This window comes from Streptomyces mirabilis (assembly GCF_018310535.1).
Classification (GTDB): domain Bacteria; phylum Actinomycetota; class Actinomycetes; order Streptomycetales; family Streptomycetaceae; genus Streptomyces.
Window position 1 is genome coordinate 3522741 of the sequence record NZ_CP074102.1, and the last position, 16188, is coordinate 3538928.

Below are 16188 nucleotides of genomic sequence, written 5' to 3' on the forward strand. Positions count from 1 at the left end.
GTGAAGGCAGTACTGCTGTCGGCTCGGGACGGTTCGATCAGTGTGGCGGAGATTCCGCCCCCGGTGGTGCAGTGGGGCACGGTGCTGATCCGGAACACCTACTCGCTGATCAGCGCCGGTACCGAGCGGGCGACGCTCGAGACGGGCGCCAGTAGCCTCGTGGGAAAGGCACGTCAGCGCCCCGACCAGGTCCGACAGGTCCTCAACACGGCTCGGCAGCTCGGCGTCGTGGAGACCTACCGGATGGTCCAGGACCGGCTCGACCGGCCCATGACGCTCGGGTACTCCTGCGCGGGTGAGGTGATCGCGGTCGGCGAGGGAGTCGGCGACATCACCCCCGGTATGCGTGTGGCAGCGGGGGGAGCCGGCTACGCATCCCACGCGGAGATCGTGGCCGTGCCCCGTAATCTCGTCGTGCCCGTGCCGGATGGTGTGGAGGACCGCTGGGCCGCGTTCGCCACCGTGGGGGCCATCGCACTCCAGGGAATCCACCAGGCCGAGGCGGTTCCGGGATCCCGTGTCGCGGTGATCGGCCTCGGACTTGTGGGACAGCTCACCCTGCGGCTCCTGCGGGCCTACGGGTACGACCCGGTCGGCGTGGACCAGGACTCCGCAGCCGTCGATGCGGCCCGGAGCAGCGGATTCGTCGCCTACCGCAGGGAGACGGAAGACCTCCCGGGAACCGTCGCGCGTCATTGGGGTGGCGCACGCGCGGACGCCGTTCTGGTGACGGCGGCGACCTCGAGCACGGATCCGGTGGAGCTGGCCGGGAGCCTGGCGCGAGACCGGGCCACCGTGGTCATCGTGGGAGACGTCAAGGTGGCCCCGCCTCGTGCGTCCTACTACCACAAGGAACTTTCGGTCCGTTACTCCCGCTCGTACGGACCGGGACGGTACGACCCGCGCTTCGAGGAGTCGGGCCAGGAGTACCCCGAGGGCTACGTGCCATGGACCGAACGCCGCAACCTGGCCGAGGTCCTCAGGCTTGTGCCCGGACTCGGCCTGGAGAGCCTCGACCCCCGGGTCTTCGCCGTCGAGGACGCCGCCGAGGCGTACCGCGTCCTCAACACAGAACGGCCGCGACGGCGTGTCGCTCTGCTGTTGCGCTATCCCGGTACCGCCGAGGTGACCGAGCCACCGCGGCGTCAGGGCAAGCCCGCCACTTGGTCACCGCCTGCTGTGGACGCGAGGATCGCCGCGATCGGGGCGGGGAACTTCGCCACCAAGATGCTGTTTCCGCATTTGCGCCGTGAACGAGGTGTCAGCTTCTCGTGGGTGGCGAGCGCACGAGGTCTCACGGCCGTCCAGCAGAGCAGGCGATGGGGATTCCGCAGTGTCGCGGAGAGCGCCGAGCACGGACTGGCGTCAGGCGATGCCGACTGCGTCATGGTGCTGTCCCGCCATGACAGCCATGGACGCTATGCGGCAGAAGTGCTGCGCCGTGGTGTCGCGTTGTACTGCGAGAAGCCCTTGGGCCTCTCGGAACAGGAGCTGGAGGAGGTGGCGGCCGCCTGGTCCCGGTCCGGCGCCCCGGCACTCGCCGGCTTCAACCGGCGGTTCGCCCCAGCAGTCAGGGACTTGCGTGCCGCACTGCCCGAGGGGGTGCCGCTCCAGGTTGTCTACCGGGTCTTCGCCGGCCGACTGCCTTCCGATCACTGGTACTTCGACCACCGGCAGGGTGGCCGACTGCTCGGTGAAGTCTGCCATTTCATCGACACCGCGAACTTCCTCGTCCCGGGCAGGCCGGTGAGTGTGACCGTCACGGGCGTGGACAGCAGGGACCCCGTGTCGGCCCAGAGTGTCACTCTGCAGATCGCCTACGCCGACTCGTCGACCGCTTCCATCGTGTACGGCGGTCTCACACCGCCCGGGGCCCCCAAGGAGTTCATCGAGGTGGCCTGCGACGGTGTCGCCGCCAGGATCGAGGACTTCGAGTCCTTGGCGGTGTGGAAGGGCGGGAAGAAGTCGGAGTCGGTCTATCGGGGGGCTCCGAAGGGACACGCCGAGGAGATGCGGGCCCTGAGGCGGCTGCTGCAGGGCGAAAAGGTCGCCGAGGCAGACTTCCGGCTGGCGCTGTGGAGTTCGCTCGTGGCATGCAGGGCGTCCGCTGCCCTCACGGGAAGCGGTCGGGCAGGGACCACCCCGACCACCCCGGCGCTCGCGGAGGCCCTCGGCTGCACACCCGGCGCCGGTGAAGGCGGGAAGCCCCGGGGTGCGGACCGGGAGCGAGCCCAGGTCACGCACGAGGAAGCCGTGGGTACAACAGGGTTCTCCGGCACGTGAGTTCCCCAGGGCGGGTCCGAGTCCGTTCCGGGAGAACGGAGCGCGGGCCCGCCCCTTTCGGCCTGTTCTGCGTGGTGGCGTGGTGGCGTGGTGGGAAGCCAACGGCGGCGGTGCCGGAAGGGTCGTAGAAACGCTCCGGGCTACCGCGCGGCCGCGCCCTGCCCCGTCGCCGGACGGAGAGTTTCGGAGGCGGTCCCCGAGGCCGCCTCTCCGACCTGGGGGGTGGTCTCCCCCGCGCTCACGGCTCGCCGGTACCGAATGATGTGAACAACCAGGTTGACGGCAAGCGCCAGAAAGCTCGCCCACGCCGCTCCCGCGGCCCCGAAGCCAGGAATCAGCAGAAGATTGAGGATGAGGTTGGACACCGTCAGGGTGATCGCCGCGGTCCGCAGGTCGGATCCGAGACCGTGCGCCGCCAGGAAGGTATTGAACAGGCGGGTCACGGCGCCCATGACCTGCGCCGCCGCGAGGACCGGCACCAGCCCCGCCCCCATCAGGAACTCGTCGGAATAGACCAACCGGACCAACGGCGCGGCAAGCATGCTCAACGCGACTGCTGGTAGGGCACTCGCCACCGTCACCGCCGCGACCCAGTACAGGTCCATACGAGGCTGGCGGGCGAGCCGCCCGAAGAGCGCCGTCGCCAGACCCGCACCCGCAAGCCCGATGGGGAACGCGAGCGATGCGGCACACATGTAGCAGGCGAACGAGCGTGGATCGCTGCCGGCACCGAGCATCAGTGTGTCCATGTGGTACGTGCCCATGCTCAGTACCCGACCGATGTAGGCCGAGAAGCCATAGTCACGAGCACCCCGGATCATCCGCGCCATGGATTCGCGGAGCCCGCAGAAAACGGGCCGGAGGTACGCCAGGAGCGCGGACCATCCCGCGAGAAGGAACAGGGCGTCCGCCAGAAGCACCGCGGACGACGTCAGGTGTACTCCGAACGCCGGCATGGCCGTGAGCAGGGCGAGAAAGCCCGTCCGCGAAAGCACTGAGGCGATCGAGTAGCTGTGGAGTCGGCCGAGCCCCTGCGCTGTCTGCAGACACACGAAGTCAAGGGGAAAACCCACGGATACGAGGGCCACCAGTCTCAGAGCCGGCCCCGCGTGAACATTGAAGCCGGAGTCCACGATCCACGACAGCGCGAAGATCGTAAGACCGAACAGGACGGACACGGGCAGGAAGAACGTCACGACCGCGCCGGTGATGCGATGCCGTTCTGCCGACTCCGAACACGCCAGCATCCGTGCCGCGGGCAGGAACAGCCCGAACTCGAAGAACATCGCACTGAACAGCAGCAGTTGTTTGCCGAAGGTGTAGCTCGTGTAACCGTCGACGTCCAGGGATCTGGCGAGCAGAGCCGATGTGGCCATGCCGAGTCCGCCGAGCACCGCGCTCGAGGCGGCGAAGCCGACGGCCTGACGGACCGTGGTGGAGGCGAAGGCCATCCTGACCTTCACGCACCCCCGGACGACGCCACCAAGACCGACGGAGGTCATGACGCCGACTCCACCAGCCGCGGTTTGGCGGCCCGGCCCGTGCCGACTTCAGCCTGCCTCTCGGCGGCCGGCGGTTGGGACTGCTGGATCGCCGCTGCCGCGAGTCCCAGGAGCACGGCGAGGACGACGTTGCTCGGCCCCAGGGGCAGCATGGTCAGCTCGACGGAGAACGCCAGGTAGGACACGGCCCCGGCGATCACTGCTGCTCGCAGCGCTTGGTACGTCTGATCCGCAGACGCCGATCGGCTGAGCCGACGGAGCATCCTGGCACAGAATCCGCACACGGCGACCAGAGCCGTGAACCCCACTGCTCCCTGCTCCGCCAGGGTCGCGACGAACGAGCTGTGCGGAGACTTCACCGCCCGCACCCCCCACACCTCCCGGACGCCGACGCGGCTCTGCGTGTCGGCGAACTGGTTGATGCCCACGCCCGTCAGGGGGGCGGATCGCCAGATATCCACTCCCATCTGGTAGGTGGCGAGCCGCCCCGCCACATTGGCCGTGTTGCCCATGCGCGTGCGGAACACCGCGTTGTCCTGGAGCGGCACGTACAGCGTCAGCGTTGCCAGGGCGACGGCGAATCCCACGACGGCGAATCTCAGCCTGTGCCCGAACCGCAGGCCGAGGCCGATGACGAGGATGACCGGGACACAGGCCCAGGCCACGCGGAAAAGCGAGACAACCATGCCTACGAGCTGCACGGTGGCGAGCACCGGGCCCACGAACGAGGGGAGCGCTCTGAGGCGTGCGCCGTGAGTCCGTCCGCTCATCCACCAGAACAGCGTCGCGGCCAGGGTGAGTGCCAGGGTGAGTGCGTAGACCTCCGGGACCGAGTAGGGACCGGAGACCCTGATCACGCCGCCGGCCTCCGAGTCGGCTCGTACGGCACCACCGCTCAGCGAAGCGAGCTCGTACCCGAAGAGGCGTTCCGTGATGCCGAGCAGGGCCACAAGGGTCCCGCTCACCATGAGCCCCGCTGCCCACACCCGCAGCTTCCGGGGCGTGTCCGCTGTGTGACGGCAGATGCAGAAGGCGGCGCAGGGGAGCAGGACCGCGTCGACGAAGGTCTCGAGCGCGCCCACGACATTGGGGCGCGTGGTCGCGGCGCGGATCAGGAACAGGGCCGCGAACACCACTGCGGCGATGACGAAGGCGCGCACGCTCGGGGCGCTGGGCCTCCTGGTGCTCCGCTTCATGACGAGCGCGAGAACCAGCGCACTCAGGTACATGCGGTCGAACGTCAGAAGCGAGCCCGACTGGGGATAGCGGACGAAGGGGTAGAGGGCCGGCGAAAGGACCAGCCAGGCCACACCGGCAGCCAGCGGGCTCCGACCGCACAGGAGGGCGAACGCCGTCAGCATCGAGGCGGTGAACAGCACCACCGTCGGCACACTCGGTGAGATCAGGACGGCGCTCAGCGTGAGGATGCCGACGGCCGTGTAGAGGACGGTCCAAGCGGCCGACGGAGTGATCCTCATGGATCGGGTCGTCCTCACCGGCGCGCTCACTGTGCGCGCCGAGTCACGTAGAAGGCGGTCAGCGCGTCGAGGAACGGTGCCAGGCTCCACCGCGGCGACCTCCGAACCGGGGGGCCCGGCAGGGCGTTGGCGTACAGCGCCTGCGCCCCGCCTTCTTCGAGAAGCGCCGGGCTGACGGTTTCCAGGACCTGGTCTGCGAAGCCGGGGCGGACGTAACCGCGTTCCTCCGCCCAGGCCGCCATGCGGACGGCCGTCGCGTCGTTGTTCGGGTCACGGCGTACGTGCCGGCCCCGCGCAGTCTTCACGTCCGCGTAGTAGCGGGGCACCGAGCCGTCAAACAAGTGATCGAGGTAGTACCGAGTTCCCGAGTCGATCACCTTGTTCGTCTCGAGCCCGAGTCCTCGAGACGCCGCGTCGAACCGCAGCAGCACATAGCCGGTGTGGAAGCCGTCCACCCACCCGAGGTTCGCGGACGTACCGTACGGCCACGAGCCGTCGGGGCGCTGCCCCTCCGCAGTGGCGGACACCGCCGAGCGTGCCGCATCGGTCAGGCGCGAGGCGAGCGGCCGGCGCATCCCGTCCAGACTGGCGAGTCGTGCCGCCAGTGCCGCGCCCATGAGGTTCGCGTTGTGGATCAGCGTGGCGGACGCCGGCGTATAGGCGAAATGACGACCGGTGTACAGCTGGTCCAGCAGCGCTGTGGCGAGACTTTCGGCGGCGGCGCCGTCCAGCATTCCGGTGTCGAGGCATCCGTCCGCGCAGAACGTGGTGGCGACGATGTTCGGCATCGAAGCCGGGTAGTGCCCCCAGCGCGTCTGCACGTCGAACTCGTAGTTCCAGAGTCCCGCATAGCGGCCGCGCAGTTGTCTGGTGGCGGTCCACCGCCCGAGCTGCCGAGCCCGACTGTGCCAGAGGGGCGAAGCGGCGAAACGGCTGCAAGCGGTCGCCCCCAGGCCGCAGGCCGTTGCCGTGCGCAGTGGGCGGATCGCCAGCCAGGGGCGGATATCGACCGGGCTTCTCTTCACCGTCTGCAGGAGAACCTGGCGCAGAAAGGGATGGATGGCAAGGGATGCCAGGGGACTTGTCAGACCGTCGTAGGGGTCCGGGCCCGCCCAGTCGCAGCCGTCGAGCAGATGGAAAATGTAATCGGCACGTCTTTCGAGTTCTTCGGGTGTCATCAGATCGGCGGTGAATTCAGTCGCTGTCAGACTGCTGCTTTGCCAAGCGGCCACTGGCACTCCGAAGATCCGTCCGGCTGGTTCGGTTTTCCCTGCCGAAGTTACGGAAAGTCAGGCTAGTCTCAGAATCTCCGTAAAGGTGTTGGACGACGCACCTTCCCGGGTGAATTCCGGAGCCCGAATGCGCCGCACGGATGAGAAACCTGTTTCGCCGGGTGATGTCCCACGCACCGATACGAGAGATCGACGTGAAAGCGACGTGGCAGCCGGAGCCCCTTCCCGTGCGAGGAGCTCCGACCCCACCCAGTACTCCAGCCGGACTGCCGCCGGACTGCCGCCGGCTCCGCGGACCGGCCGACCACTCAGCCACTACCTCTCGCTCCCTCCCTGGCGAAACACCGCTAGTAGGCCCCGGTGCCCCCGACGACCGCGCGCACCGTCCGCACCAGCACCCCGAGGTCCCCCGCCGGCGACCAGTTGTCCACGTACCTGAGGTCCAGGGCGACCGTCTCGTCCCAGGAGAGGTCGGAGCGGCCGCTGACCTGCCACAGGCCGGTGAGCCCCGGCTTGACGGCCAGCCGGCGCCGCTCCACCTCGTCGTAACCGGCGACCTCGTCGGGCAGCGGCGGTCGCGGACCGACCAGGGACATGTGTCCCCGCACCACGTTGAACAGCTGCGGCAGTTCGTCCAAAGAGCAGCGGCGCAGCACCCGGCCGACGCGAGTGATCCGCGGATCGCGGCGGATCTTGAACATGCGGCCGTCCTGCTCGTTGGTCCCGGTCAGCTGATGCCTCAGCCGCTCCGCGTCGGCGACCATGGTGCGGAACTTGGCCATGGTGAACGGTTTTCCGCCGCGTCCGATGCGCGTCTGCCGGTGCACGACCGGGCCCGGGGAGTCCATCCGGACGGCGAGGGCCACCGCCACGAACACCGGGGCGAGCAGCACGATCAGCAGCGCCGCGCCCAGCCGGTCCGTGACCGACTTGAGCAGCGTCGCAAGCCCCCGCCTCAGGGGCGGGGCCACGGTCAGCATGGTGATCCCGGCCACGGAGAGGACGCCCACCCGGCGCCCGGCAACCTCCGTCAGACCCGGTACGACAACGAGCGGGCATTCCTCGCCGTGCAGGGCCCACGACAGCCGCCGCAGGCGTGTTCCGTTCATGTACGGTCCCGGCACGACGAGGACCACGTCCGCGTAGAGCCGCCGGGCCGCCGTCAGCACCGGGGCGGAGTCGGCCGACGGGCGTGGCGGTGTCTGCCGGCCGATACGGGTGGCGACCGGGGCCAGCGCATGCGGGTCCTCGTCGCCGATCGGGCACACCCCGACGACGACGAACTCGTGGTCCGTCCGCTTCGCGAGGTGGCTCACCAGACCGTCGACAGCGTTCGCCTCCCCGATCACCAGGGCCCTGCGGACGGTCCGGCCGTCGCGGCGTCGCGCGAGCAGATGACGGTGGATCAGATTCTGTACGGCGGCGCTCATCGGGGCGCAGGGCACCAGGGCGGCCAGCGCGAGGAGGAACGGGGACTCCTCGCCTGTCGCCGCCCGCACCACCGCGAGCAGTCCGACCAGTACCAGCCAGTCCTGCAGCGCGGGGCCGATGTTGTCGCGCTCACCGAGACAGCGCTCGCCGTAGCGGTCCCGTGCGCCGCGTACGAGAAGCCATGCTGCGGCCGCCACGATCGCGTAGGCCGCGGCATGCGTGCCGCCGGTCAGCGCGAAGGCCAGATACACCGGCACGGCGGCGCCGGTCACGTCGCCGATGACGGCGGCCGGCGCGTACCAGACGGGCTTGCCGGTGCGGCGGCCGGTCGGCGGCCGCTCCCGGATGACCTGCGCCTGCGCAGGTCTTGCCACTGGTACGTGGGGCATCGTCTCCCCGAACAGCCACATTCGCCCTCCAAGCGCATCAAAAAAGGACTATTCGAGTGTGAATGGCCGCCCGCCGAACAGCGGGGCGCGACGCTGGGCTGCGGGCAACTCTCACCCGATGAGCAGAGCTCCATGCCTGGTGCATATGCAGACGCCCGGGCCGAGAGGCGAGAGTCCCCGGCAGGGCGATTCCGCGGGAGGGTGCCGGGGGCGCGCGGGGGCGCGCGGACCTTTACGAGCCCGGCCGCCTTGGCATACGCGGGGCCGCCCGTTCGTCAGCCCGAGACCAACACCACACGGAACATTCTGGGCCAGAACTTCCCCGTGATCAGGAACTGATCCGTGCCGGGGACCGCCGCGATACCGTTCAGCGTGGCCCCCGGGACGAGTTCGTCGTCACGCAGCAGGCCCGAGGCGTCGATGCTCGCCGTCACCGCTCCGGTGGCGGGATCGATGCGCACGATCCGGTCGGTGAAGAGCACGTTCGCATACACGGCGGCACCGACGCACTCCAGCTCGTTCAGCTCCTTCACCGGGCGACCCCCTTCGGTCACGGCGACCTCGCCCGTCTTCGCGAGCGTCCTGGGGTCACGGAACGTCAGCCGTGACGAGCCGTCGCTGGTCACCAGCCGGTGCCGGGCCCGCTCGAGGCACACGCCCCAGCCCTCGTCCCGGTACGGGACGCGACGCAGCTCCGCGAGCGTCCTGGCGTCGCGCTCGATGGCGGTCCGGTTCCGCCAGGTGAGCTGCCACAGGGTTCGGCCGAGCACGGTGATGCCCTCACCGAACAGGGGCGCGGGGAGTGCCGTGCGGACCGTGGGCTTCTTGTCCAAAGGTCCTGCCCGTACCGAGGAACGGCCGGAGATGCCGGTGCCTTCGTAGAGCGTGCCGCCGGCCATCTCGAGTCCCTGGGTGAACGCCGCCGGGTCGTGCGGAAAGGTCTTGAGCACCTTGACCCGCAGGTGCTCGACCCGGTGCGCGGCGACCCGCCGCCCACCCGCGGCCCCGCCTGCCGGATCGTCCGGGGCGCGCTCTCCCGCCGCGCACGACGCGAGCAGCAGGACACCCACGAGCACGGCCGCCCCGGTGCGGCACGGGCGCTCAGACACGGCAGGAACCGCCCGGTCGCAGAGTGGCTTGCAGCGGCGTCACCAGGGACTGCTGCAGAAGGACCGGGGCGCCGTCCGCGTGCGGCTCCAGCAGGTGCAGCACCAGCGTGCGGCGGGAGCGGGCGGGCAGCTCCAGGTCCAGCGTGTACACGGAGTGGCCACGTTCGACGCCGGGCGCGAGCTGCGCCGGACGGCCGTCCAGGGTGGCGCCGGTCAGGGTGGCGCCGACGCCCGCGTAGTACGACACCAGGAGCCTGTTGTCACCCGGCCGGGTGCGGTAGGGAGGGGAGTCCCCCCTCAAGGTCACGTAGTCGGGCAGGCCGGAGGTCGGCGCCCGGTTTGCCAGGGTCATGGTTGCAGTGACCGTGCGGTCGCCGCCGGAGCAGGCGCCCGCTTCCCAGGTCAGGCTCCGGTCGAGGTAGTAGTCCAACTTGCCGCCGGCCGCGTTGTTCACCACCAGCCCCGCGAAGGGGCCCGGAGTCTCCGGGAGCGTGCCCGCGTAGGGGCGCGACTCGATGAGACGTTGCTCCGCTGCATGCGCGCTCCACACCTTCAGCCGGCCCTCCCGCTGGGCGTCGTTCAGGGCGACGAGCAGGGCGGGCAGCCGGCGCATGTCGCCGGTCGCGGTGATCAGGGGTCCGGCGGCGGCGCGGGCCGCCTCGACGAAGAACGCCTTGCGCCGGGCGACGTCGTCGTACATCGCGTAGCTGGCCCGTTCGGTGAGGTCCACCACGTTGTCGGCGGTCAGCTCCGTGCCGCCCGCCATGCGGGCCGGACCGGTGACGCGCAGCAAACGGCTCAGCGTGGCGGGGTCGACGGCGAACACGCCGTCCACGCGCTCGCCGGTGTGTTCGCGCCACGCCGCGGCCCAGATGCGGGCCGCATAGGGGAAGTGCGGGCTCATGTTGGAGTTGGCCCACACGCGGGTGGGCTCGCTGCCCTGGTAGCGGGCCGTGAAGTCGGCTCCCAGGTCGAGGCCCGTCTTCGTCGTGGCCATCTCGGTGTTGTTGCCGAACCGCTCGAAGGACAGATGACCCCGGTCGGCCGACAGCACGGCGAAAGCCCCCGGAACGCCCCCGGTGCCACGCGCCTCGGAGATGTTCTGGAACGCGAGGAAATAGCGCCGTTCCCCTCGGGCGCCGAGCATGGGCGGCAGGACGCGGGCCGCCAGGGAGGCGTCGGTCATCACCGGGCCGAGGCGGTCGACCTGCCGCGCGAGCCCGGCCCGGGCCCGGTCGGCCGCCGGCAACCAGGTGGACCGGGGCAGCCCGTCCACGTCGGCCTGCACCTCGACCGCGGCGCGGGCGGCCCGGACGACTTCCGGCGCATGCTTCTGCAAGGTCATGAGGGCCTCGGACATCCCGTCACCGCGGCTGTCCGGCGTGGGCGCCGGCAGGGCTCGCACCAGCGGGGACAGCACATCGCCGGCCAGCCGGTCGGCCGCGTACGCGGCGCCGCGCACGGTCCTGAACGGGCCGCCGAAGAAGGGCAGCGCGGCTGCGGGGTACCAGGCCGGGCCGGTGGTGAGGCGATGCGCCCGAGCGGCGTGGGCGGCGGCGGAACGCACCTCCCGCTCCCGGGCGGACGCGGGCACGGCACCGGAGGCGGCGCCGGGCACGGGCGCCACCGACTGCCGCAGCGCGTCGAGGTCCCGCCCTGCCGCGATCAGCTCCGAACGGGCGAGCAGCCCGGTGACACCGATCCAGACGGCGCCGGCCAGTGGAAGCACCGCGGCGGCCAGCAGGGTGTTCCTGAGCACGCGACGGCGGCCCGGTGCCCCCTCGCGGGAGCGGCCGGGCCCGCGCATGCGGAAGGCGTCTCGGCCGGAGCCGGGACGCCGTGGTTCCGCCGTGCCGATGTCCTGCTCCGTCATGAACTGCGGCGACGGCGCACGGCCAGCATCGTGCCCCCGCCCGCCGCGACCAGCCCCGCCGCGGTGCCTCCCAGCGCCAGGGCCTTTTCACTGCCTGTCTCCGCGAGGTTCGGGCGGTGATGGGGGTTCCACGAAACGCCGGATTCGCTGCCTGGCCGACCGACCCTGCCCTGCACCTTGATGCGGACCGAAAGCGTCAGGCTGGGGTGGCGGGCGATCAGTTTGAACGTGTGGCGGCCCAGCACGGTGCGCCTGGGGATGGCCACCGTGCCTCTGACGACTCCTCTCCTGTCCGCCCTGTACCTGCCCAGGTCGACTTCCTTCGAGAACAGCGCCGCGGTGACCAGCTGCCTGGCGGCGAAGCCGGTGCCGCGGAAGGTCAGTGCACCTCCGGCGGGCAGCGTGGTGCGGCTGAGGGTGAGGCTCGGGGGCGGTGGCGGGTACTGCGCATGGGCGGTCTGCGCCCCCACCAGCGGTGCCGCGACGAGCACGGCAGCAGATGCTGCCGATGCCAGAGCAACCCGCCATCTGGGCGGTGTCGTCATCTTCTTCACTCTCCTCGACTTCAGTCCGGGCCAAGCCGCAGCGTCGGCCGTGAGCAGGATCTGGGTACCGACATCTAGATACATGGAATAAATGGGATATATAGGTACCGACTGGCGTGACGCCCGCCAGAAGCCACCGGATGGTGGAGCACTCGCTTCCCAATGGCCCACGTTCGGCGTGCCGACACAGGGGTGGCTCCCCCGGTTGACGTGCGCGAGTCCCTATCGTCGGCTGCGTACATAGGGAACAGAACATTCCATTTCGGGTGGTTCCCTCGGTCCCATGAGGGGTGCAGCTTGGATCTCCACGGATTCCTGAAGGCTCTTGCCAGACGCTGGCCGACCGTCGTGGTCTGTCTCGTTCTCGCGACCGGGGCGGCGCTCGCCGCGACGAGCTTGAGCACACCCGTCTACGAGGCGAGGACCCAGCTCTTCGTCGCCACCCGCAACGGCGACGACACCGCCGAGATGAACCAGGGGCAGAGCTTCTCGCAGGCGCGCGTTCAGTCGTACGCCGCGATCGTGACCACCCGTCAGGTGACCCGGCCCGTGGTGAAGGAGCTGCGACTGCGCACCACTCCGGAGGAACTGGCGTCGCGGATCACCGCCGTCGCCCCGCTCAACACCGTGCTCATCGACATCACCGTCCGGGACACCGAGCCCGAGCGTGCGGCGCGCATCGCCAACGCCGTGGCGCAGCGGTTCAGCGCGGTCGTCGAGCGACTGGAGGCGCCCAAGCCCGCGCCCGGCTCGGAGCAGTCAGGAAAGAACCGCCGCACGGGCGACGGTGCCTCGCCCGTCTCCCTGGGCGTCACCCAGGAAGCCGTCGCCCCCACCGGTCCGGTCTCACCCCGCCCGCTGCTGAACCTGGCCGCAGGAGTGCTCGGCGGCCTGCTGCTCGGTGCCGGACTCGTCGCCCTGCGCGAGACCCTCGACACCACCCTCAAGACCAGTGAGGCGCTGGGCGAGTTCACCACGCTGCCGGGTCTCGGCACCATCCCGTACGACAGGAACGTCCCCAAACAACCGCTCGTCAGCGCCGACGGGCACTCCCACCGTGCCGAGGCCTTCCGCAAGCTGCGCACCAACCTGCAGTTCGCGCAGGTCGACGAGCCGCCCCGGATCATCGCGGTGACAAGTTCGATGCCTGGTGAGGGCAAGACCAACACCGCGGTGAACCTCGCCCTCTCGCTCGCCGAGGCAGGTCTCTCCACCTGCCTCGTGGACGGGGACCTGCGCCGACCGTGCGTGGCTTCGACCTTCGGTCTCGTCCAGGACGCCGGTCTGACCACCGTGCTCATCGGACAGGCCCGCATCGAGGACGTGATGCAGCAGGCCGGCGGCCGGCTCTCGGTTCTCGCCAGCGGCGCCGTACCGCCGAACCCCACGGAGCTGCTCGCCTCGGCGCGCATGGAAGAGGTACTGCGCGAACTGGCGGACACCTACGAGGTCGTGATCGTCGACACAGCGCCGCTGCTGCCGGTCGCCGACACCCTCGGACTCGCCTCCTTCACCCAGGGCGCGCTGCTCGTCGTCCGAGCCGCGAAGACCAGCCGGGAGCAGGTCCGCACCGCCGCGGAATCGCTGGACCGCGTGAATGTCCGCGTCCTCGGCACCGTTTTCAACATGGCTCCGGTGCCCCGGGGCGATCGCTACGGCACCTACGGGTCGTACGGCGAGCTGCCCGCTCCTCGTGTGTCGGACCCCCGGAGGGAGGCAGCCGCGGCGACACGTCTCGCGGGCGGGAAATGACCCGGGTCCTGTTCGTCTGCACGGGCAACGTGCACCGCTCGGTGCTCGCCGAGCGGCTGCTGGCCGCGAGGCTTCCGCCCGGTTCGGCCCTGAGGCCGCAGAGCGCCGGAACGCAGGCGCGGCCCTGGTCCGGCATGGAGGCCTCCACCAGGGCGGTACTGGAGGAACTGGGCGGTGACGGCTCCGGCTTCATCGCCCGCCCGCTCACCGCGCGACTCGTCGCGGGAGCGACGCTGGTCCTCGGGCTCGCACGCGAGCACCGGGAGGCGGCGGTGCGGCTCGCGCCGTCGGCGATGCGACGCTGCTTCACCCTGAAGGAGTTCGTGCGGCTCGCCGTGGGGGGAGCCGATGAAGTGCGGGGCGGGGAAAGCGCGGCGACCGCGCAGGGCGGCGTACCTGACGGAGAGGTCCCGCGGGTCGTGGACGGTTTCGACGCCGTGGTCGCGGCCACGGCCGGCCGTCGGGGTGCCACCGCCCCGGTCCCGCCGGCCGAGGACGACATCTCGGACCCGTGGGGGAGGCCCCACGCTGTCCTGTACGGATGCGCCCGCGAGATCGACGGGGCGGTGAGCACGCTCGCCCGGCTGCTGGCCGGCGGGGCGAGCGTCTGAACCGACGCATCCCTGGCCTGAGAGCACACGAACCTCTCCGGTCCGCGGTCACAGCCAGCCGTTGCGCTTGAACCCCCGGTGGATGACGAAGCACGCCGCGGCGATCACCGTGAGGGCCAGGGGGTAGCCGAAGCGCCAGTGGAGTTCGGGCATGTGGTCGAAGTTCATGCCGTAGACGCCGCACACCATCGTCGGTACGGCGACGATCGCGGCCCAGGCCGTGATCTTGCGCATGTCCTCGTTCTGGGCGACGGAGACCTGGGCGAGGTGGGCCTGGAGGATGGAGTCGAGGAGGCCGTCGAAGGCGGTGATCTGTTCGGTGACCCGGGACAGGTGGTCGGCGACATCACGGAAGTACGCCTGTATCTCGGGGGCGATGAGGCGCATCGGCTCGGTCGCCAGGATGTGGAGAGGGCGGCCGAGGGGGACCACCGCGCGTTTGAGTTCGAGGAGCTCGCGCTTGAGCTGGTACATGCGGCCGGCGTCGGCGCCCTTGGCACCACGGGGTGAGAAGACGGACGTCTCCACCTGGTCGATGTCGTCCTGGACGGCGTCCGTGACGGTCAGGTAGTCGTCCACGACGTGGTCGGCGATGGCGTGCAGCACCGCGGCCGGGCCCTTGGCCAGCTGCTCCGGCTCGGCCTCCAGGTCCTCTCGCAGGGGGCCGAGGGAGCCGTGCCGTCCGTGCCGCACGGTCACCACGAAGTCGCGGCCTGCGAAGACCATGATCTCGCCGGTGTTCACGACCTCGCTGGTGGCGGTCAGTTCGGCGTGTTCGACGTAGGAGACCGTCTTGAAGACGGCGAACAGGACGTCGCCGTACTGCTCGACCTTGGGGCGCTGGTGGGCGTGGACCGCGTCCTCGACGGCGAGCGGGTGCAGGCCGAACAGTTCGGCGACCCGGGCGAACTCCGTCTCGGTCGGCTCGTGCAGCCCCAGCCAGACGAAGCCCTGGCCGCCGCGTTTGCGGACCCGGGCGACGGACTCCTCGACGCTGGGCGCGGCCTCCTGGCGGACGCCGTCGCGGTAGATCACGCAGTTGACGACGGCGGAGCCGAGCGGGGAGCGGGCGGGGTGACTCAGGTCCACCCGGCGTCCGCCGCGTGCCAGACGGGCGACTTTGCGCAGGTTGCCGACCATCGACATGCGGTGCTCCTTCCCCGGATTTCCCGGAACGGACGGCCAGTGTGCCAGCAAGGGGTAAGACCGACGTCAGAGCCCGGTTCGAGCGTGCGCCCCGCGCCCGGCCCCGCGGTGTCAGGGGGGCGTCAGGAATCACACCCGCGCCGTCAGACCCGCGCCAAGGCGTCGGTCCGCCGCCGTCCCGCGGCCCTTCGATGGCGGACGGGTACGTGTGTGGACCGACGTCGAGGAGTGCGCGAGCGATGAGCGAGGAAGAGCGGGGACCGCGCGTGGTCGCCGGAGTGAGCGGTTCGCCGGGGAGCCTGGCGGCCCTGCGCCGGGCCGCCGCCGAGGCCCGGCGCGGCGGGGCGGAGCTGCTGGTCGTGATCGCCTGGGAGCCGCCCGGTGGTGACTTCGCCCACCGCAGTGCGCTCAGTCCGCTGCCGATGGCCATGCTCCGGCGGGACGCGGGCCGGCGGCTGCTCGCCGCGCTCGACACCGCCTTCGGCGACGCGGGGCCCGGGATCCCGTACCGGGGTCTTGTCGTACGGGGCACACCGGGGCGGGCGCTGGTCGAGACCGCCGACCGGGCCGACGACCTGCTGGTGGTGGGCCCGGGGTGCCGAGGAAGGCTGCACCGGTCGCTGTTCCCGTCCGTCGCTCGGTACTGCCTCGCGCACGCCGTCTGCCCGGTGCTGACCCTGCCGCCCTCGCCCCTGTCCCGCGAGCTCGCCTCGGTGCACCGCCGTATCCGGCTGTGGCTGCCGCTCGACGCGCGGGAGCTGACCGAGGACAGGTCCTGAGCGACCGAGGCTCCCACATCAGGGGCGCGTTCGGGTCCGGGGCAGCGCGTCAGGCCTC

General features: G+C 70.6%; 12 protein-coding genes. 4 read left to right on the forward strand and 8 right to left on the reverse strand.

Going from position 1 to position 16188, the window contains the following annotated elements; genetic code table 11:
- Complete coding sequence (locus tag SMIR_RS15490) at window positions 1–2283, forward strand: bi-domain-containing oxidoreductase (protein ID WP_168494411.1); 2283 nt, start codon at window positions 1–3, stop codon at window positions 2281–2283.
- A 140-nt stretch (window positions 2284–2423) separates the two neighbouring features.
- Here the strand turns inward: SMIR_RS15490 and SMIR_RS15495 are convergent, their stop codons facing one another.
- From SMIR_RS15495 to SMIR_RS15525, 7 genes are all read right to left on the reverse strand, one after another.
- Complete coding sequence (locus SMIR_RS15495) at window positions 2424–3785, reverse strand: lipopolysaccharide biosynthesis protein (RefSeq protein ID WP_212727129.1); 1362 nt, start codon at window positions 3783–3785, stop codon at window positions 2424–2426.
- Window positions 3782–5263 carry an O-antigen ligase family protein gene (locus SMIR_RS15500; protein WP_168494407.1) on the reverse strand — a complete coding sequence of 494 codons (1482 nt, stop codon included), beginning with the start codon at window positions 5261–5263 and terminating at the stop codon, window positions 3782–3784. The genes SMIR_RS15495 and SMIR_RS15500 overlap by 4 nt, the downstream gene beginning before the upstream one ends.
- Window positions 5264–5289: 26 nt before the next feature.
- The gene (locus SMIR_RS15505; protein ID WP_168494405.1) at window positions 5290–6441 is read right to left on the reverse strand and encodes a hypothetical protein; all 1152 of its coding nucleotides are present in this window, start codon (window positions 6439–6441) and stop codon (window positions 5290–5292) included.
- Window positions 6442–6842: 401 nt separating this feature from the next.
- Window positions 6843–8315, reverse strand: coding sequence for a sugar transferase (locus SMIR_RS15510; protein ID WP_168494403.1), 1473 nt, complete (start codon window positions 8313–8315; stop codon window positions 6843–6845).
- A 275-nt stretch (window positions 8316–8590) separates the two neighbouring features.
- Window positions 8591–9424 carry a glutaminyl-peptide cyclotransferase gene (locus SMIR_RS15515; RefSeq protein WP_168494401.1) on the reverse strand — a complete coding sequence of 278 codons (834 nt, stop codon included), beginning with the start codon at window positions 9422–9424 and terminating at the stop codon, window positions 8591–8593.
- Complete coding sequence (locus tag SMIR_RS15520) at window positions 9417–11297, reverse strand: DUF4012 domain-containing protein (RefSeq protein WP_168494399.1); 1881 nt, start codon at window positions 11295–11297, stop codon at window positions 9417–9419. Before SMIR_RS15520 ends, SMIR_RS15515 begins: the two co-directional genes overlap by 8 nt.
- Entirely contained in the window at window positions 11294–11788 is a 495-nt protein-coding gene (locus SMIR_RS15525) for an LAVTG motif-containing sortase-dependent surface protein (protein WP_212727130.1), read from the reverse strand. The genes SMIR_RS15520 and SMIR_RS15525 overlap by 4 nt, the downstream gene beginning before the upstream one ends.
- Before the next feature lie 351 nt (window positions 11789–12139).
- Here SMIR_RS15525 and SMIR_RS15530 point away from each other — a divergent pair, with 351 nt between their 5' ends.
- Complete coding sequence (locus tag SMIR_RS15530) at window positions 12140–13594, forward strand: tyrosine-protein kinase domain-containing protein (protein WP_168494395.1); 1455 nt, start codon at window positions 12140–12142, stop codon at window positions 13592–13594.
- Window positions 13591–14205 carry an arsenate reductase/protein-tyrosine-phosphatase family protein gene (locus SMIR_RS15535; protein ID WP_212727131.1) on the forward strand — a complete coding sequence of 205 codons (615 nt, stop codon included), beginning with the start codon at window positions 13591–13593 and terminating at the stop codon, window positions 14203–14205. Before SMIR_RS15530 ends, SMIR_RS15535 begins: the two co-directional genes overlap by 4 nt.
- Window positions 14206–14253: 48 nt before the next feature.
- Here the strand turns inward: SMIR_RS15535 and SMIR_RS15540 are convergent, their stop codons facing one another.
- Window positions 14254–15345 (reverse strand): magnesium and cobalt transport protein CorA, encoded by a 1092-nt coding sequence (locus SMIR_RS15540; RefSeq protein ID WP_211119055.1) that lies wholly within the window; start codon window positions 15343–15345, stop codon window positions 14254–14256.
- 245 nt (window positions 15346–15590) lie between these two features.
- On the opposite strand from SMIR_RS15540, the gene SMIR_RS15545 reads away from it, so the two are divergent.
- The gene (locus SMIR_RS15545; protein ID WP_168494389.1) at window positions 15591–16130 is read left to right on the forward strand and encodes a universal stress protein; all 540 of its coding nucleotides are present in this window, start codon (window positions 15591–15593) and stop codon (window positions 16128–16130) included.
- Window positions 16131–16188: the final 58 nt, after the last annotated feature.